The sequence below is a fragment of the Comamonas sp. F1-6 genome (assembly GCF_039581415.1).
Classification (GTDB): Bacteria; Pseudomonadota; Gammaproteobacteria; order Burkholderiales; family Burkholderiaceae_C; genus Comamonas; species Comamonas thiooxydans.
The window spans coordinates 90,214-107,247 of record NZ_JBCPWN010000010.1 but is presented as its reverse complement, the minus strand read 5'-3'; the positions used below and the strand labels follow the sequence as shown (position 1 = coordinate 107,247).

The window sequence follows — 17,034 nt, the reverse complement described above, 5'->3', positions numbered from 1 at the left end:
CAAATGGCCTTCAGTGTGGCGCTGCAGCTATCGAAAGCCCGCCACAGGCACGGGCGTGCGCAGGAGGAAGTGTTTGCACGCATTGTCGTCGCAAAAAAAACCGGCAATGCCAGGCATTGCCGGTGCAGTCCGTCAAAAAGGGATTAGTGCTTGATGACGTCGGCGCCGAACCACTTCTGGGCGATTTCAGCAGCCTTGCCGTCCTTCTTCATTTCGGTCAGCACATCGTTGACCTTGTTGCGAGTGGCTTCGTCGTCCTTGCGGAAGCCCACACCGTAGTCTTCGGTACCGAAGTCCTCGGCCAGCACCACGTAGTTGTCGGGCTTCTTGTTGACGTAGTAGCGACCCACCACCTCATCCACCACTACCACATCCAGACGGCCTGCTTCCAGGTCCATCATGGCAGCGATGTTGTCGCCGAAGAGCTTTGTTTCCTTGAACTTGTCCGACAGTTCCTTGTCCTTGGTCAGGGCAGTCACGGCGCTGGAGCCTTCCTGGGCACCCACGATCTTGCCGACCATGTCAGCCTTGCCCTTGATGGGAGAGCCGGCCTTCACGATGATGATCTGCTTGTTCACCATGTAGGGGTCGGAGAACAGGATCTTTTCCTTGCGCTCTTCCAGAATGGTCAGGCCGTTCCACAGAGCGTCCACACGCTTGCCCAGCAGCTCGGCTTCCTTGGCGTTCCAGTCGATGGGCTTGAACTCCACTTCGATATTGGCGCGCTTGGCGACTTCACGAGCCATGTCGATGTCGAAACCGACCAGTTCGTTCTTTTCGTCACGGAAACCCATGGGCGGGAAGTTGTCGTCCAGGCCCACCACCAGCTTGGCGGCAACTGCCGCAGGAGTGGGCGCAGGAGCTGCAGCGGTGTTGCTTGCGGACTCGTTCTTGCCGCAGGCAGCCAAAATTGCAGTCAGGGCCACCGAGGCCAGCAGGGTACGTTTTTTCATGGCGTCAAAATTTGAAGTGGAAAAAGCGGAGGCAGGGGCTTTGTCTCCCGTCCGGGGCCACCGCAGCCGTCCCGAAGCCGGGCTGCCGCCAGCGCCGAATCCGCTATTGTCGCGCAGACGGGACAGAACGTCACTCGCCGGTCGCAAAACCATCACGACTTAGGCAAAACAGGTTCAGGCAAGACGGCTGCCTCAGAAGACTAGCCGTTGTTGCATTCTTGTTTGCACAAGTCCTCTCCATGTGCAGCTTGCCAAACTCCAGACCATGTCACCACCGTCACCAGACACCAGCCAGCTCCCGCCCGCCTTGCAGCAGGCCTATCGCAACGCGCTCTACCAGGTCGATGCCACCAAGGGCGCTGTCGCACAGACGCTACGCGTGGGCGAGCGCAATGACTGGCTCGAGCAGCAACTGGGACAGCAGCCCATCCAGGCCGCCTGCTATCTCACGGCCTGCAATCCCTGGGGACAGATCCTGGAGCCGGCTGAAAACGCGCGTCGCATGAGTGCTCTGCGCCATGCGCTGGACAGCGATGGCTGGCCGTATCTGGACGGCTGCGGCCAGGATCCGCAAGGCCTGTGGCCCGGCGAAGCCAGCGTGCTGATATGGGGCATGGACGCCCCCACGGCCCGCGCCTGGGGCGAGCAATGGGAGCAGAACGCCGTGCTCTGGTGCGGCGCCGATGCCATCCCCCAGCTGCTATGGCTCAGATAAATCGTTTTGATAGCAGCTTACATACGCTCTTCCTAGTTATCAGTCACAAACCAATCCGAAATCGTTATTAATAAATCGCATGCAGCTATCAATTCAGCCACTAGTCGATTGAGGCCATAAAAAAAGGCGCCCCGGTGGGCGCCTGTGAAAATCTTGAATATGCCTTGGCTCGCAAGGCCTTGGCTCAGCGAGGCAGTTCGCTGGCGCCCATCAGGAACTCGTCCACGGCACGCGCGGCCTGGCGGCCTTCGCGAATCGCCCACACGACCAGCGACTGGCCGCGGCGGATGTCGCCGGCAGCGAACACCTTGGGCACGCTGGTTGCATAGCCGCCGATGAAGTCGGTGCTGGCCTTGGCGTTGCCGCGCGCATCCTTGTCGACGCCAAAGGCTTCGAGCACCGTGGCAACCGGATTCACAAAGCCCATGGCCAGCAGCACCAGATCCGCAGGCCAGACCTTTTCCGTGCCGGGCACTTCGCTCAGCTTGCCGTCCTTGAACTCGACCTGGACGGTGGTCAGGCTCTTGACCTTGCCCTTTTCGCCGCCGAATTCCTTGGTCGAGATCGCGAACTCACGCACCACGCCTTCGTCGTGGCTGGACGAGGTACGCAGCTTGATCGGCCAGTAAGGCCAAACCAGGGGCTTGTTCTCCTGCTCGGGCGGCATGGGCATGACCTCGAACTGGGTCACGCTCTTGGCGCCATGGCGGTTGGAGGTGCCCACGCAGTCGGAGCCGGTATCGCCGCCGCCGATGACGATGACATGCTTGCCGTCGGCACGGATCTGACCCTTGAGCTTGTCGCCCGCGTTGACCTTGTTCTGCTGGGGCAGGAACTCCATCGCGAAGTGCACGCCTTCCAGATCGCGGCCGGGCACGGGCAGATCACGCGACTGCTCGGAGCCGCCGGTCAGCAGCACGGCGTCGAACTCGGCATTGAGCTGCTCGGGGCTGATGGTTTCCTTGGCCCAGTTGGTGACCTTGGAATCCTTGCCCAGACCGTCCTTGCCGGCAATCAGCACGCCGGTGCGGATCTTCAGGCCTTCGGCCACCATCTGCTCGACACGGCGGTCGATCAGGCCCTTGTCCAGCTTGAAGTCGGGAATGCCGTAGCGCAGCAGGCCGCCCACGCGGTCGTTCTTCTCGAACAGGGTCACGTCGTGGCCGGCGCGCACCAGTTGCTGGGCCGCTGCCATGCCTGCAGGGCCGGCACCGACTACGGCCACCTTCTTGCCGGTCTTGTGCTTGGGCAGCAGGGGCTTGACCCAGCCTTCGCTCCAGGCACGGTCGATGATGGAGTGCTCGATGGACTTGATGCCGATGGCGTCGCCGTTGATATTGGCCACACAGGCAGCTTCGCAGGGTGCGGGGCAGATGCGGCCCGTGAACTCGGGGAAGTTGTTGGTGCTGTGCAGCGTGGTGATGGCGTTCTTCCAGTCACCCTGATACACGAGGTCGTTGAAGTCCGGAATGATGTTGTTGACCGGGCAGCCGTTGTTGCAGAACGGCGTGCCGCAGTCCATGCAGCGTGCAGCCTGCACCTTGGCCTGATCGGTGGTCAGGCCGATGACGAATTCCTTGTAGTGCTTGAGACGTTCCGCAACGGGGGCATAGCCCTCTTCGATGCGCTCGTATTCCATGAAGCCGGTGGTCTTTCCCATGATCTTTAATCCTTGAAATCTGTGTTCGCTTGCAGTGCGGTGGCCGCCTGGCCGCCACCGCTTGGAGCCGTGTTTACTTGGCGGCTACTGCTTCTTTCTGAGGAGCTGCTGGCGCTTTCGCAGCTTGCTTTTCCTTCTGTTTGCGTTCAAAGATCTCGCCGAGTGCACGCTGGTACTCGGTCGGGAACACCTTGACAAACTTGGCACGCGCTGCGGCCCAGTTGTCCAGCAGATCACGGGCACGCTTGGAACCCGTCCAGCGGCTGTGAGCCTCCACCATGTTGCGCAGCTGCTGATCGTCGCTTTGGCCGCGGTGCCAGATGCCGGGATCGACACGCGAGACAAACTCGTCGTGCGGCAGCACCTTCTCCAGCTTCACCGAAGCGGTGTTGCAGCGCTCGGCAAACTTGCCGTCCTCGTCGTAGACATAGGCCACGCCGCCGCTCATGCCGGCCGCGAAGTTGCGGCCGGTCTTGCCCAGCACGACCACGGTACCGCCGGTCATGTATTCGCAGCCGTGATCACCCACGCCTTCGACCACGGCCGTGGCGCCGGACAGACGCACGGCAAAGCGCTCGCCGGCCACGCCGCTGAAGAAGGCTTCACCGCTGGTGGCGCCGAACATCACGGTGTTGCCCACGATGGTGTTGGTTGTGGTCGAGCCACGGAACTCATGGCTGGGATGCACCACCACACGGCCGCCCGACAGGCCCTTGCCGGTGTAGTCGTTGGCTTCGCCGCTGAGGTTCAGCGTGATGCCGTTGCACAGGAAGGCACCGAAGGACTGGCCGCCCGTACCTTCGAAGTGGATGCGGATGGTGTCGTCTGGCAGGCCTTCGGCGTGATGCTTGGTCACCGCGCCCGAGAGCATGGCACCGACGGAGCGGTTGACGTTGCGCGCCACTTCCATGATGCGCACCTTCTCGCCGTTTTCGATGGCGGGCTTGCAGCGCTCGATGAGCTTGACGTCCAGCGCCTTGTCCAGCAGGTGATCCTGGCTTTCCACGTGATAGCGGGCCACGTCGGCAGGCACTTCGGGCTGGGCGAACAGACGGCTGAAGTCCAGACCCTGAGCCTTCCAGTGCTCGATGCCCTTGCGGGTGTCGAGCAGATCGGAGCGGCCGATCAGGTCGTCGAACTTGGCGATACCCAGCTGGGCCATGATCTGGCGCACTTCTTCGGCGATGAAGAAGAAATAGTTCACCACATGCTCGGGCTTGCCGGTGAACTTGGCACGCAACACGGGGTCTTGCGTGGCCACGCCCACGGGGCAGGTGTTGAGGTGGCACTTGCGCATCATGATGCAGCCTTCCACCACCAGCGGAGCCGTGGCGAAGCCGAACTCGTCAGCACCCAGCAGAGCGCCGATGATCACGTCGCGGCCGGTCTTCATCTGGCCGTCGGCCTGCACACGCACACGGCCGCGCAGACGGTTCAGCACCAGGGTCTGCTGGGTCTCGGCCAGGCCGATTTCCCAGGGACCGCCAGCATGCTTGATGGAGGACCAGGGCGAGGCGCCGGTGCCGCCGTCGTGCCCTGCGATCACCAGGTGATCGCTCTTGCACTTGGTCACGCCTGCGGCAATCGTGCCCACACCGACTTCGGACACCAGCTTGGTGCTGATGCTGGCGTGCGGAGCCACGTTCTTCAGATCGTGGATCAGCTGCGCCAGGTCTTCGATCGAGTAGATGTCGTGGTGGGGAGGAGGCGAAATCAGGCCCACACCGGGCACCGAGTGACGCAGTGCACCGATGTAGTCGGAGACCTTGCCGCCGGGCAGCTGACCGCCTTCACCAGGCTTGGCGCCCTGAGCCATCTTGATCTGGATCTGGTCCGAAGAGGCCAGATATTCGGCAGTCACGCCGAAACGACCGGACGCGACCTGCTTGATCTTGGAGCGCAGCGAGTCGCCGGCCTGCAGTTCGATATCGGACTCGACCTTGTCCTTGCCGATGATGGAGGCCAGGGTTTCGCCCTTGCTGATGGGGATGCCCTTGAGCTCGTTGCGATAGCGCTTGGGATCTTCGCCGCCTTCGCCGGTGTTGCTCTTGCCGCCGATGCGGTTCATGGCCACGGCCAGCGTGGCATGGGCTTCGGTGGAGATGGAGCCCAGCGACATGGCACCCGTGGCAAAGCGCTTGACGATTTCCTTGGCCGACTCGACCTGGTCCACGGGAATCGCCTTGGCGGGATCGAACTTGAATTCGAACAGGCCGCGCAGCGTCATGTGGCGCTTGGTCTGGTCGTTGATCAGCTGGGCGTATTCCTTGTAGGTGCTGAAGTTGTTGGCACGTGTGGAGTGCTGCAGCTTGGCGATCACGTCAGGCGTCCACATATGCTCTTCACCACGGGCACGCCAGGCGTACTCGCCGCCGGCATCCAGCATGGTTTCGAGCACGGGGTCGTCGCTGAAGGCAGCTTCATGGTTGCGGATGGTTTCCTCGGCGATCTCGAAGACGCCGATACCTTCCACACGGCTGGCCGTGCCCGTGAAGTACTTGTCCACGGTCTCGCTGTTCAGGCCCACGGCTTCGAACAGCTGGGCGCCGCAGTAGGACATATAGGTGGACACGCCCATCTTGGACATGATCTTGGACAGACCCTTGCCGATGGCCTTCACATAGTGATAGATGGCCTTGTCGGCAGTGATGGGCGCAGCTTCGCGGCTGAAGATGTCGACCAGGGTCTCCATCGCCAGATAGGGGTGCACGGCTTCCGCGCCGTAGCCGGCCAGCACGGCGAAGTGATGCACTTCGCGGGCCGTGCCGGTTTCCACCACCAGACCGGCGGTGGTGCGCAGACCTTCACGCACCAGATGCTGGTGGATGGCGGACAGCGCCAGCAGCGCGGGGATGGCCACTTGCGTGGCGCTCATGTTGCGGTCGCTGATGATCAGGATGTTGGCACCGCCCTTGATCTCGTCCACGGCGTGCGCGCACAGCGAGGCCAGCTTGGCTTCCACGCCCTGCTTGCCCCAGGACAGCGGGTAGGTGATGTCGATCGTCGAGCTCTTGAACTTGCCGTTGGTGCGCTTCTCGATATCACGCAGCCTTGCCATGCCTTCGAAGTCGAGCACGGGCTGCTGCAGCTCCAGGCGCATGGGCGGGTTGACCTGGTTGATGTCCAGCAGGTTGGGCTTGGGGCCCACGAACGACACCAGCGACATCACGATCGCTTCGCGGATCGGGTCGATGGGGGGGTTCGTCACCTGGGCGAACATCTGACGGAAGTAGTTGTACAGCGGCTTGTTCTTGTCGGACAGCACGGCCAGCGGGCTGTCGTTGCCCATGGAGCCAATGCCTTCCTCGCCCTTTTCGGCCATCGGGGTCAGCAGAAACTTGATGTCTTCCTGCGTGAAGCCGAAGGCTTGCTGGCGGTCCAGCAGGGACAGCTCGGTCTTGGCAGCGGGAGCCTTGAAGTCGGCGGGGATTTCCACCTCGTCGAGCTTGATGCGCAGGTTCTCGATCCACTGCTTGTAGGGCTTGGTGTTGACGACGTTGGCCTTGAGCTCTTCGTCTTCGATCATGCGACCCTGCTCCAGGTCGATCAGCAGCATCTTGCCGGGCTGCAGGCGCCACTTGCGCACGATCTTGCTATCGGGCACGGGCAGCACGCCGGCTTCGGAAGCCAGGATCACCATATCGTCATCGGTGATGCAGTAGCGCGAGGGACGCAGACCGTTGCGGTCCAGCGTGGCGCCGATCTGGCGGCCATCGGTGAACACGATGGAGGCGGGGCCGTCCCAGGGCTCGATCATCGCAGCGTGGTATTCATAGAAGGCGCGGCGGCGCTCGTCCATGGCTTCGTGCTGCTCCCAGGGCTCGGGAATCATCATCATCACGGCCTGGCTGATGGGGTAGCCGGCCATAGTCAGCAGTTCCAGGCAGTTGTCGAAGGTGGCGGTGTCGGACTGGCCTGCAAAGCTGATGGGATAGAGCTTTTGCAGGTCTTCGCCCAGCACGGGAGAGGCCATCACGCCTTCGCGCGCCAGCATCCAGTTGTAGTTGCCGCGCACGGTGTTGATTTCACCGTTGTGGGCCACATAGCGGTAGGGGTGAGCCAGAGGCCACTCGGGGAAGGTGTTGGTGGAGAAACGCTGGTGCACCAGGCCGATGGCCGAGACGCAGCGCTCGTCGGCCAGATCACGGTAGTACACGCCCACCTGATCGGCCAGCAGCAGACCCTTGTAGACCACGGTGCGGCTGCTCATGCTGGGAACGTAGTATTCCTTGCTGTGCTTGAGGCCCAGGTTCTGGATGGCGGCCGAGGCCGTCTTGCGGATCACGTACAGCTTGCGCTCCAGCGCGTCCTGCACGATGACATCGGCACCACGGCCGATGAAGACCTGGCGCAGGATGGGTTCCTTTTCCTGCACGGTGGGCGACATGGGCATGTCGCGGTTCACCGGCACATCGCGCCAGCCCAGCAGCACCTGGCCTTCGGCCTTGATGGCGCGCTCCATCTCCTGCTGGCAAGCCAGGCGCGAGGCATGTTCCTTGGGCAGGAAGATCATGCCCACGCCATATTCGCCGGCGGGAGGCAGTGCCACGCCCTGCTTGGCCATTTCCTCGCGGTAGAGCTGATCGGGGATCTGGATCAGGATACCGGCGCCGTCACCCATCAGAGGGTCTGCGCCCACGGCACCGCGATGGTCGATGTTTTCGAGGATCTTCAGTGCCCCCAGCACGATGTCATGGCGCTTCTGACCCTTGATATGGGCCACAAAGCCCAGACCGCAGGCATCGTGTTCGTTGCTCTTGGAGTACAGACCGTGGTCCTGGAGATACTTGATCTCGGCAGCAGTCGTCATGGGGAATCCTCTTATATCAATCGCGGGGAACGCAAGATTACGACATGACATGAAGTTATGCAATAAGTATTAATTGGGGTCAGATTCTAATTAATTCCCAACTTTTTTTATTTGCATTTAATTAGGGACATATAAAAATCAAGGAAAGCAATCCAATGAAAACAAGGAGTTGGAAAAACTCCCTACTCCTCGTGCACCGAAGCTGTGCGTGCAGAAGGCCTGCCGGCCTTCTGCCGCTTCACGCGCCGCTCGGTTTTTTGTTGCAAATTTTCAATGAAATCAGGCTCGCCCAGAGCCCAGCCACGCAGTGCGGCATGGCTGATCTGCGCCTGGGTATCGGCATCCAGACCGGCCTCCACGGCCCTGACATAAGCGGCATCCCGGGCAAAGGGCGTGTTGCCCAGAGCCCAGAAAAGCGCGTGCGGGCTGATGAGCGCATCGCTTTGCAGGCCTGCGTTGTGCGCATAGCTGGACCAGGGCCAGTCCACCGCGCGCTGCACCAGCCCGTCGCGCACGGGGTTGAGATCCATGGAGACCATGGTGGCCATCAGCCATTGCTCGGCCTGCAGCACGGTGCAGCGGTAGCGCCCCTCCCAGAGGGTGCCGGTACGCCCGTGCCGATTGTTGAAGTAACGCACATAGCTGCGCCCCACGGCCTGCATGAACTGGGGCACGCCCTGCTCCGTCCTGGGCGTCAGCAGCAGATGGAAGTGATTGGGCATGAGCACATAGGCATGCACATCGACCTCGAAGCGCCGCGCCATCTCGCGCATCAGATCCAGCATGACCAGGCGATCCTGCGCGTCCACGAAGATCTCGCCGCTGTTGTTGCCACGCTGGATGATGTGGTGCGGCATGTTTGCCAGCGTGAGACGGGGAAGACGGGCCATGGAGCGGACTTGAACAGGGGCGACAGGGAAGGCGTTTCGGTCATTATGAAGCGTCGCGCCAGGGCCGACGCGTCCTCAGGCGCCAGACATCACAGATGCATGCGGCCCGAAGCACTCAGCAACTGGCTGATGTGGCGCGTAGCGGCCAGCAACTGCGGCAGCAACCGCTCGCGCATCATCTGCTCGCTGGTGCGGTTGGCCTGTCCGCTGATGTTGAGCGCCGCCACCGTCTGGCCGCGCGCGTTGCGTATGGGGGCGGCAATCGAGATCAGGCCCTCCTCCAGCTCCTGATTGAGCAAGGCCCAGCCCTGCTCGCGCACGCGGGCGATCTCGGCATACAGCTCGTCGTCGCCGGTCAGCGTGTGTCGCGTGAAGGCGCGCTGCTCGCGCCGGGCCATCAGCGCCCGCAGCTCATCGGGGGGCAGCGCCGCCAGCAGCACCCGGCCCATGGATGTCCAGAAGGCAGGCAGTCGCGAGCCCACGCCCAGATTGGTACTCATGATCTTGTGCGTGTGCACGCGCAGAACATAGACCACGTCCAGGCCTTCGAGCACCGCGGCCGAGCATGACTCCTTGACCTCGTACACCAGCGCCTCCATGGCCGGCTCGGCCAAATTCCACAGCGGCGTGGAGCTCAGATAGGCAAAGCCCAGATCCAGGATGCGCGGAGTGAGTGCGTAGTACTTGCCGTCGCTGCGCACATAGCCCAGCGTCTGCAGCGTCAGCAGGATGCGCCTGGCACCGGCACGTGTCAGACCCGTGGCGGCAGCCACCTCGCTGAGCGTCTGCTCCGGCGCCCTGGCGCTGAACGAACGTATGACTTCCAGCCCCCTGGCAAAGGACTGCACATAGCTGTCACCGGGCTTGAGCGAGACCGCTTCGCCCTCGACCGGGGTTTTCCCTGATGTGGTTTTTACAGTCTCCATTTTTATCATCCTTTTCTACAATTCTTTTAGCGAACAAATGTTCTATATACGAACATTTTAGCGCCAATGGCGCAGATCTTTGTGTAGGAAATTGGAGACACCCATGATCAACAAGATCGCCGACTCGGTCGCTCAGGCCCTGTCCGGCATTCAAGACGGCTCCACCGTGCTCATCGGCGGCTTCGGCACCTCGGGCATCCCCGGCGAGCTGATCGACGGCCTGATCGCCCAGGGTGCACGCGAGCTCACCGTGGTCAACAACAACGCCGGCAATGGCGACACCGGCCTGGCCGCCCTGCTCAAGACCGGCCAGGTGCGCAAGATCATCTGCAGCTTCCCGCGCCAGGTGGACAGCTGGGTCTTCGACGAGCTGTACCGCAGCGGCAAGATCGAGCTCGAACTGGTGGCCCAGGGCAATCTGGCAGAGCGCATGCGCGCCGCCGCCGCAGGCATAGGCGCTTTCTTCTGCCCCACGGCCTATGGCACCGAACTCGCCAAAGGCAAGGAAACGCGCGAGATCAACGGCAAGCACTATGTGCTGGAGTACCCCATCCATGGCGATGTGGCCCTGATCAAGGCGGAAAAAGGCGACCGCTGGGGCAATCTGACCTACCGCATGTCGGCGCGCAACTTCGGCCCCGTGATGGCCTCTGCCGCCAAGTTCACCGTGGCCACCGTGCATGACATCGTGGAACTCGGCCAGCTTGACCCCGAATCCGTGGTCACCCCGGGCATCTATGTGAGCCAGGTGGTGAAGATCGAGCGCGTGGCCACCCAGGCCGGCGGCTTCAAGAAGGCGGCCTGAGCCCGCCAAGGTCCAGCAAGGAGATACAAGCGTGAGCTATCAAAAACGAAGCAAGGACGAACTGGCCCTGCGCGTGGCCCAGGACATTCATGACGGTGCCTATGTGAATCTGGGCATAGGCCAGCCGACCCTGGTGGCCAACCACATCCCCGCAGGACGCGAAATTGTTCTGCAAAGCGAGAACGGCATTCTGGGCATGGGCCCGGCACCGGCGGCCGGCTCCGAAGACTACGACCTGACCAATGCCGGCAAGCAGCCCGTGACCCTGCTGCCCGGCGGCAGCTATTTCCACCACGCCGACAGCTTCGCCATGATGCGCGGAGGCCACCTGGACATCTGCGTGCTCGGAGCCTTCCAGGTTTCGGCCACGGGCGACCTGGCCAACTGGAGCACCGGCGAGCCCGGCGCCATCCCCGCCGTGGGCGGAGCCATGGACCTGGCCATTGGCGCCAAGCAGACCTGGGTGATGATGGATCTGCTCACCAAAAAAGGCGAGAGCAAGGTCGTGGCCCAGTGCAGCTACCCGCTGACCGGCCTGGGCTGCGTCAAGCGCATCTATACCGATCTGTGCACCCTGGCCTGCACACCCGAGGGGCTGCGCCTGATCGACAAGGTCGAAGGCCTGGAGCACGCCGAACTCGAACGCATCGTGGGCCTGCCCATCGCGGCCTGAACTTCAGGCCAATCCCGTCTGCACCAGAAGCTCAATTTTCATAACGGAGACATGCCATGAGCAACCAGAACCAAGCCTTTATCTGCGACGCCATCCGCACCCCCTTCGGTCGCTACGGCGGCGCGCTGTCCAGCGTGCGCACCGATGATCTGGGCGCCCTGCCCATCAAGGCGCTGATGCAGCGCAACCCCGACGTGGACTGGACCGCCGTGGCCGATGTGCTCTATGGCTGTGCCAACCAGGCCGGCGAGGACAACCGCAACGTGGCGCGCATGTCGGCGCTGCTGGCCGGCCTGCCCATCGATGTACCCGGTGCCACCATCAACCGTCTGTGCGGCTCGGGTCTGGACGCTGTCGGCACGGCCGCGCGCGCCATCAAGTCCGGCGAAGCCCGCCTGATGATTGCCGGCGGCGTGGAAAGCATGAGCCGCGCCCCCTTCGTCATGCCCAAGGCCGAGTCCGCCTTCAGCCGCAACAATGCCGTCTACGACACCACCATCGGCTGGCGCTTCGTCAACAAGCTGATGAAAGCCCAGTTCGGCGTGGACTCCATGCCCGAGACCGCCGAAAACGTGGCCGACGATTTCGGGATCGAACGCGAAGCGCAGGACCGCATGGCCCTGGCCAGTCAGGAAAAGGCCGCGGCCGCCATTGCGGCCGGCCATCTGGCGCGCGAGATCGTGCCTGTCTCCATCGCCCAGAAAAAGGGCGATCCCATCGTCGTGAGCCAGGACGAGCACCCCCGCGCCACCACCATCGAGGCACTGGCCAAACTCAAGGGCGTGGTACGCCCCGATGGCACGGTCACGGCCGGCAACGCCAGCGGCGTCAACGACGGTGCCTGCGCCCTGCTGCTGGCCAACGAGGAAGCAGCCAGCCAGTATGGTCTGGTGCCGCGCGCCCGTGTGGTCGGCATGGCCGTGGCCGGCGTCGCGCCGCGCATCATGGGCTTCGGCCCCGCTCCCGCCGTGCGCAAGGTGCTGGCCCAGACAGGACTGACTCTTGAGCAGATGGATGTCATCGAGCTCAACGAAGCCTTTGCCGCACAAGGCCTGGCCGTGCTGCGCGACCTTGGCATTGCCGATGACGACCAGCGCGTCAACCAGTGGGGCGGCGCCATCGCCCTGGGTCACCCCCTGGGCGCATCGGGCGCCCGCCTTGCCACCACGGCCGTGAACCAGCTGCATGCCTTCGGCGGCCGCTACGCGCTGTGCACCATGTGCATCGGCGTGGGCCAGGGCATTGCCGTGGTGCTCGAACGCGTCTGATCCCGACTGCGGCAGGGACCGGCCAAGTCCGGCCTGCTGCCGCCCCCTGCCTCCTACACCAAAACAACGACCGCTGGAGTTCAGCTCTTTTCGGAGCTACGCCACCGCGGCAGCCCGCGCCCCGGCCACTGGCCGGCGGTGTCTTGCCTTCTTCCGGAGACCTAAATGTCCAATTCCCTTTCCCTGTCTCGCCGCCGCAGCCTGCAAACCCTGGCAGCAAGCGCCCTGTTTGCTCTGGGCGCTGCTCCCTCCATGGCCCAGACGCCCTATCCCAGCAAGCCCATCACCATGATCGTGCCCTTCTCGGCCGGCGGCACGACCGACATCCTGGCGCGCGTGGTGGGCCAGGCCCTGAGCGCCGAACTGGGCCAGAGCATCATCATTGACAACCGCCCCGGCGCGGGCGGCAATATCGGCGGCCAGGCCGCAGCCCGTGCAGCTGGCGACGGCTACACCCTGTTCATGGGGACGGTGGGCACGCACGCCATCAACGAAGCCCTGTACAAGAAGATGCCCTTCGACCCGGTCAAGGACTTTGCTCCGCTGACCCGCGTCGCCAATGTGCCCAATCTGCTGGTGGCCCACCCCAGCCAGCCCTTCAAGACGGTCAAGGAAATGATGGCCTATGCCAAGGCCAATCCCGGCAAGCTGAATTTCGGCTCCTCGGGCTCGGGCAGCTCCATCCATCTGTCGGGCGAGCTGTTCAAGTCCATGACCCGTCTGGACATGGTGCATGTGCCCTACAAGGGCAGCGCGCCGGCCATCACCGATCTGCTGGGCAACCAGATCGCCATCATGTTCGACAACATGCCCTCGGCCATCCAGCATGTGCGCTCGGGCAAGCTGCGCCCCATCGCCGTGACCACGGCCAAGCGCTCGCCCGAACTGCCCGATGTGCCCACGGTCGCCGAAGCCGGCGTGCCCGGCTATGAAGCCACCTCCTGGTTCGGTCTCTTCGTGCCCGTCAAGACACCTGCCGACATCCAGCAAAAGCTGCATGCCGCCATTGCCAAGGTGCTCAAGGATCCCGCCGTGATCAAGAAGATCAACGACCAGGGCGGCGAAGTCATGATCGACACCCAGGAAGGCTTTGCCAAGTTCATCGACGCCGAAGCCAAGAAGTGGGGCAAGGTCGTCAAGGACTCCGGCGCCAGCGTCTGATCCCCCCAGGTGCCGGCCTGTCCCGGCCCCAGCACTGCCGGCGCATGCCGGCGGTTGCTGTTGCCCTCCCGGGCCCGCGCCTGTCGCAACCGCCCCGTTTTCCGTCTGAAAGTTATTGCCATGTCTTCCCAGAGCGCCTCCCTTACTGACCGCCCTCGCGTGTTGATCACCGGTGGCGGAGCCGGCATCGGCGCCGCCGCTGCCGAGCGCTGCCGCGCCGACGGCTACGAGCCCATCATCATCGACCGCGTGGTCGATCACGTTCCCGGTGGCATACAGGCCGACCTCAGCGATGCCGAGGACACGGCCCGCGCCCTGCGCCAGGCTCTGGAAACCGGCCCCATCACGCGCCTGATCAACAACGTGGGCGTGGTCGTACCCAACGACGCCGCCTCGCAGACCCTGGCCGAGTTCGACCTGGCCGTCTCGCTGAACTTGCGCTGCGCCTTCCAGTGCATGCAGGCCCTGCTGCCCGGCATGAAGCAAGCGGGATTCGGGCGCATCGTCAACATGTCCTCGCGCGCCGCGCTGGGCAAGGACTTGCGCACAGCCTACGCGGCCACCAAGGCCGGTCTGATCGGCATGACCCGCGTCTGGGCGCTGGAGCTGGGCCAATGGGGCATCACGGCCAACGCCATAGGCCCCGGCCCGATACGCACCGAGCTGTTCGACAAGGCCAATCCGCCCGACGCCCCGCGCACGCAGAAAATCATTGCTTCCGTACCTGTCAAGCGGGTGGGCACTCCCGAGGATGTGGCCCATGCCGTGTCTTACATGCTCGACGAGCGCAGCGGCTTTGTGACCGGACAGGTGCTCTATGTCTGCGGCGGCATGACCGTGGGCGTCGCCTCCGTGTAAGCGGCTCGATCCGAGCTGCTGCCCGGGCAAGCCAAGTCCCCAAGCCGCAGATGCATCACCCTCGTCCGGCGCGCACCCTGCAAGCCTTCGGGATCTGGATGCTTTTTAATTTTGATAGCATAAAGCGCCTTTCCCAGAATGATTTCAATGTGTTTTATGCTTGAAACCATTTATGGAAAGGCGACAGAAGCTCTCAATAAGAGAGCCCTCTTGCTTGCCATCTCGACGCGCACAGGCCGCGCCTTTGCTGGCCCTCAGGTATAGCGCTTGGCGCGCAGATTGTTCTTCATCTGCTCCAGCGCCGGCTGCAGTGCCGGCCCGATGCGCAAAGCCACACAGGTCGCCAGCACGTCGATGATGAGCAGGTGCAGCAGCCGCGAGACCATGGGACTGTAGCGGTCGTAGCCTTCGGGATGATCGGCAGCCAGATGCACCTGGCAAGCCGAGGCCAGAGGCGAGCCGCTGGCCGTGATGGCGATGGTGGTGGCTCCGTTCTTGCGGGCGATATCCGCCGCATCCATCAGATCTCGCGTGCGGCCGGAGTTCGAGATGATGACCACGCAGTCCCCCGGCCCCAGCAAGGTGGCGCTCATGACCTGCATATGGCCATCGCTGGTGGCCAGACTGGTCACACCGAGGCGGAAAAACTTGTGCTGGGCATCCAGCGCCACGATGCCCGAGTTCCCGGCGCCGTAAAACTCGATGCGCTTGCCGGTCTGCCAGGTCGCTGCAATCGCCTGCGCAGCCTGCTCTATGGCCGCCGTGCTGGCCGCATTGCGGTACTGCAGAAAAGCGGCAACCGCGTTGTCCACCACCTTGACCATGACATCGCTGGTCTTGTCATCGCTGTCCACACTGCGATGGATGAAGGGCACGCCTTCGCTGACGCTGCCCGCGAGCTTGAGCTTGAAGTCCGCCAGGCCGTCATAACCCATGCTGCGGCAAAAGCGCACCACCGTGGGTTTGCTGACATGTGCCCGCACTGCCAGCTCTCGCACCGGCAGATGCGCGAAGGCCCGCGGATCGGCCAGTACCAAGCGTGCAACACGCTGCTCTGCAGGCGCCAGGGACGGAAGGGAGGCAGTAATCCGATCAAGCATATTGGCGCAGATGAGGTGGAGGCAATGAATGAGTGCAGCAAAAGGCGAGCATAAGACCGAAGCGCCTCATGCCTCGCAAAATGGCAGCAAAACTTGAATATTTCCGCAAATAAATAGGCAAGCGCAAATATTCAGCAGGGTTTGCCTTGATACATCATCAAACAGAGTGGCGGCAGCCTCGTTTTCAATCTGGGATTCACGCTCTACACTTGCTGGTTAGTTTGAAACACAGCAAAGGATGGACATGAATCAGTTGGAGGCGCTCAAGCAATTCACGACCGTGGTCGCGGACACCGGTGATTTTCATCAATTGGCGCAGTTTCAACCGCAAGATGCCACCACCAATCCATCCCTGATTCTCAAAGCGGTTCAAAAGACCGAATATGCGCCGCTGATGCGCGCCACCGTGGCGCAATTCAAAGACCGGGGGCTGGACGAAATCATGGACCGAACGCTGGTGCGCTTCGGCTGCGAGATTCTGAACACCATACCCGGTCGTGTCTCTACCGAGGTCGATGCCCGCCTGTCTTTCGACACCGTGGCCACGGTCACGCGCGCCGAGCGACTGATCGAGCTGTATCAGGCCGCAGGCATCCACACCGAGCGCGTGCTCATCAAGATCGCCGCCACCTGGGAAGGGATTGAAGCGGCCCGCATTCTCGAGCAGCGCGGCATTCACACCAATCTGACGCTGCTGTTCTCCTTCTGCCAGGCCGTTGCCTGCGGCCAGGCCAAGGTCCAACTGATCTCGCCCTTTGTGGGCCGCATCTACGACTGGTACAAAAAGCAGGCCGGCGCGCAATGGGATGAAGCCGCCATGGCCGGCGCCAATGATCCGGGCGTGCGCTCCGTACAGAAAATCTACGACTATTACAAGCACTTCGATGTTTCCACCGAGGTCATGGGTGCAAGCTTTCGTAATACCGGCCAGATTCTGGCTCTGGCGGGCTGCGATCTGCTTACCATTGCACCTGAGCTGCTGGCCCAGCTCCGCGCACAGCAGGACGACGCCATGCCTTTGACCCGCGCCCTGGACCCGGACAAGGCCAGAGCCCAGCCGCAGGAGCGCGTTCTGTATGACCAGGCCTCGTTTCGCTTTGCGCTGAACGAAGATGCCATGGCCACCGAAAAGCTGGCCGAAGGCATTCGCGCCTTTACCGCAGACACCCTGAAGCTGGAAGCATTGATGCAGCAAGCGGCTGCAGATTGACGGAA

The 17,034-nt window shown here is 62.7% G+C and carries 13 protein-coding genes; 7 read left to right on the top strand and 6 right to left on the bottom strand.

Features of this window, described 5'->3' with window-relative positions:
- Positions 1–143: 143 nt before the first annotated feature.
- Positions 144–953 carry an amino acid ABC transporter substrate-binding protein gene (locus tag AAIL66_RS12535; protein WP_034357450.1) on the bottom strand — a complete coding sequence of 270 codons (810 nt, stop codon included), beginning with the start codon at positions 951–953 and terminating at the stop codon, positions 144–146.
- 265 nt (positions 954–1,218) lie between these two features.
- On the opposite strand from AAIL66_RS12535, the gene AAIL66_RS12530 reads away from it, so the two are divergent.
- Positions 1,219–1,668, top strand: a complete 450-nt coding sequence (locus AAIL66_RS12530) for a DUF3293 domain-containing protein (protein ID WP_343496868.1) — start codon at positions 1,219–1,221, stop codon at positions 1,666–1,668.
- Positions 1,669–1,852: 184 nt separating this feature from the next.
- Here AAIL66_RS12530 and AAIL66_RS12525 read toward each other — a convergent pair whose 3' ends face one another.
- From AAIL66_RS12525 to AAIL66_RS12510, 4 genes are all read right to left on the bottom strand, one after another.
- On the bottom strand, positions 1,853–3,328 hold the full coding sequence (locus AAIL66_RS12525) for a glutamate synthase subunit beta (protein WP_012837053.1): 1,476 nt from the start codon (positions 3,326–3,328) through the stop codon (positions 1,853–1,855).
- A gap of 73 nt (positions 3,329–3,401) precedes the next feature.
- A complete protein-coding gene (locus AAIL66_RS12520; RefSeq protein WP_003074103.1) occupies positions 3,402–8,138 on the bottom strand; it encodes a glutamate synthase-related protein in 4,737 nt (1,578 codons plus the stop codon).
- 182 nt (positions 8,139–8,320) lie between these two features.
- The gene (locus AAIL66_RS12515; RefSeq protein ID WP_211457759.1) at positions 8,321–9,028 is read right to left on the bottom strand and encodes a transposase; all 708 of its coding nucleotides are present in this window, start codon (positions 9,026–9,028) and stop codon (positions 8,321–8,323) included.
- A gap of 89 nt (positions 9,029–9,117) precedes the next feature.
- Positions 9,118–9,954, bottom strand: coding sequence for an IclR family transcriptional regulator C-terminal domain-containing protein (locus tag AAIL66_RS12510; protein WP_343496867.1), 837 nt, complete (start codon positions 9,952–9,954; stop codon positions 9,118–9,120).
- A 103-nt stretch (positions 9,955–10,057) separates the two neighbouring features.
- Here AAIL66_RS12510 and AAIL66_RS12505 point away from each other — a divergent pair, with 103 nt between their 5' ends.
- The 5 genes from AAIL66_RS12505 (at position 10,058) to AAIL66_RS12485 (ending at position 14,719) form a co-directional block, all read left to right on the top strand.
- Positions 10,058–10,759 (top strand): 3-oxoacid CoA-transferase subunit A, encoded by a 702-nt coding sequence (locus AAIL66_RS12505; protein ID WP_003058692.1) that lies wholly within the window; start codon positions 10,058–10,060, stop codon positions 10,757–10,759.
- A 31-nt stretch (positions 10,760–10,790) separates the two neighbouring features.
- Positions 10,791–11,432, top strand: coding sequence for a 3-oxoacid CoA-transferase subunit B (locus AAIL66_RS12500; protein WP_003058693.1), 642 nt, complete (start codon positions 10,791–10,793; stop codon positions 11,430–11,432).
- 56 nt (positions 11,433–11,488) lie between these two features.
- On the top strand, positions 11,489–12,700 hold the full coding sequence (gene pcaF, locus AAIL66_RS12495; protein WP_034409096.1) for a 3-oxoadipyl-CoA thiolase: 1,212 nt from the start codon (positions 11,489–11,491) through the stop codon (positions 12,698–12,700).
- A 165-nt stretch (positions 12,701–12,865) separates the two neighbouring features.
- Entirely contained in the window at positions 12,866–13,861 is a 996-nt protein-coding gene (locus tag AAIL66_RS12490) for a tripartite tricarboxylate transporter substrate binding protein (RefSeq protein WP_034409092.1), read from the top strand.
- 120 nt (positions 13,862–13,981) lie between these two features.
- Positions 13,982–14,719, top strand: a complete 738-nt coding sequence (locus AAIL66_RS12485; RefSeq protein WP_034357427.1) for an SDR family oxidoreductase — start codon at positions 13,982–13,984, stop codon at positions 14,717–14,719.
- Positions 14,720–14,973: 254 nt separating this feature from the next.
- Here the strand turns inward: AAIL66_RS12485 and AAIL66_RS12480 are convergent, their stop codons facing one another.
- Positions 14,974–15,819, bottom strand: a complete 846-nt coding sequence (locus tag AAIL66_RS12480) for an SIS domain-containing protein (protein ID WP_003058703.1) — start codon at positions 15,817–15,819, stop codon at positions 14,974–14,976.
- 244 nt (positions 15,820–16,063) lie between these two features.
- On the opposite strand from AAIL66_RS12480, the gene tal reads away from it, so the two are divergent.
- On the top strand, positions 16,064–17,029 hold the full coding sequence (gene tal / locus AAIL66_RS12475) for a transaldolase (RefSeq protein WP_034409255.1): 966 nt from the start codon (positions 16,064–16,066) through the stop codon (positions 17,027–17,029).
- The last annotated feature ends 5 nt before the right edge of the window (positions 17,030–17,034 follow it).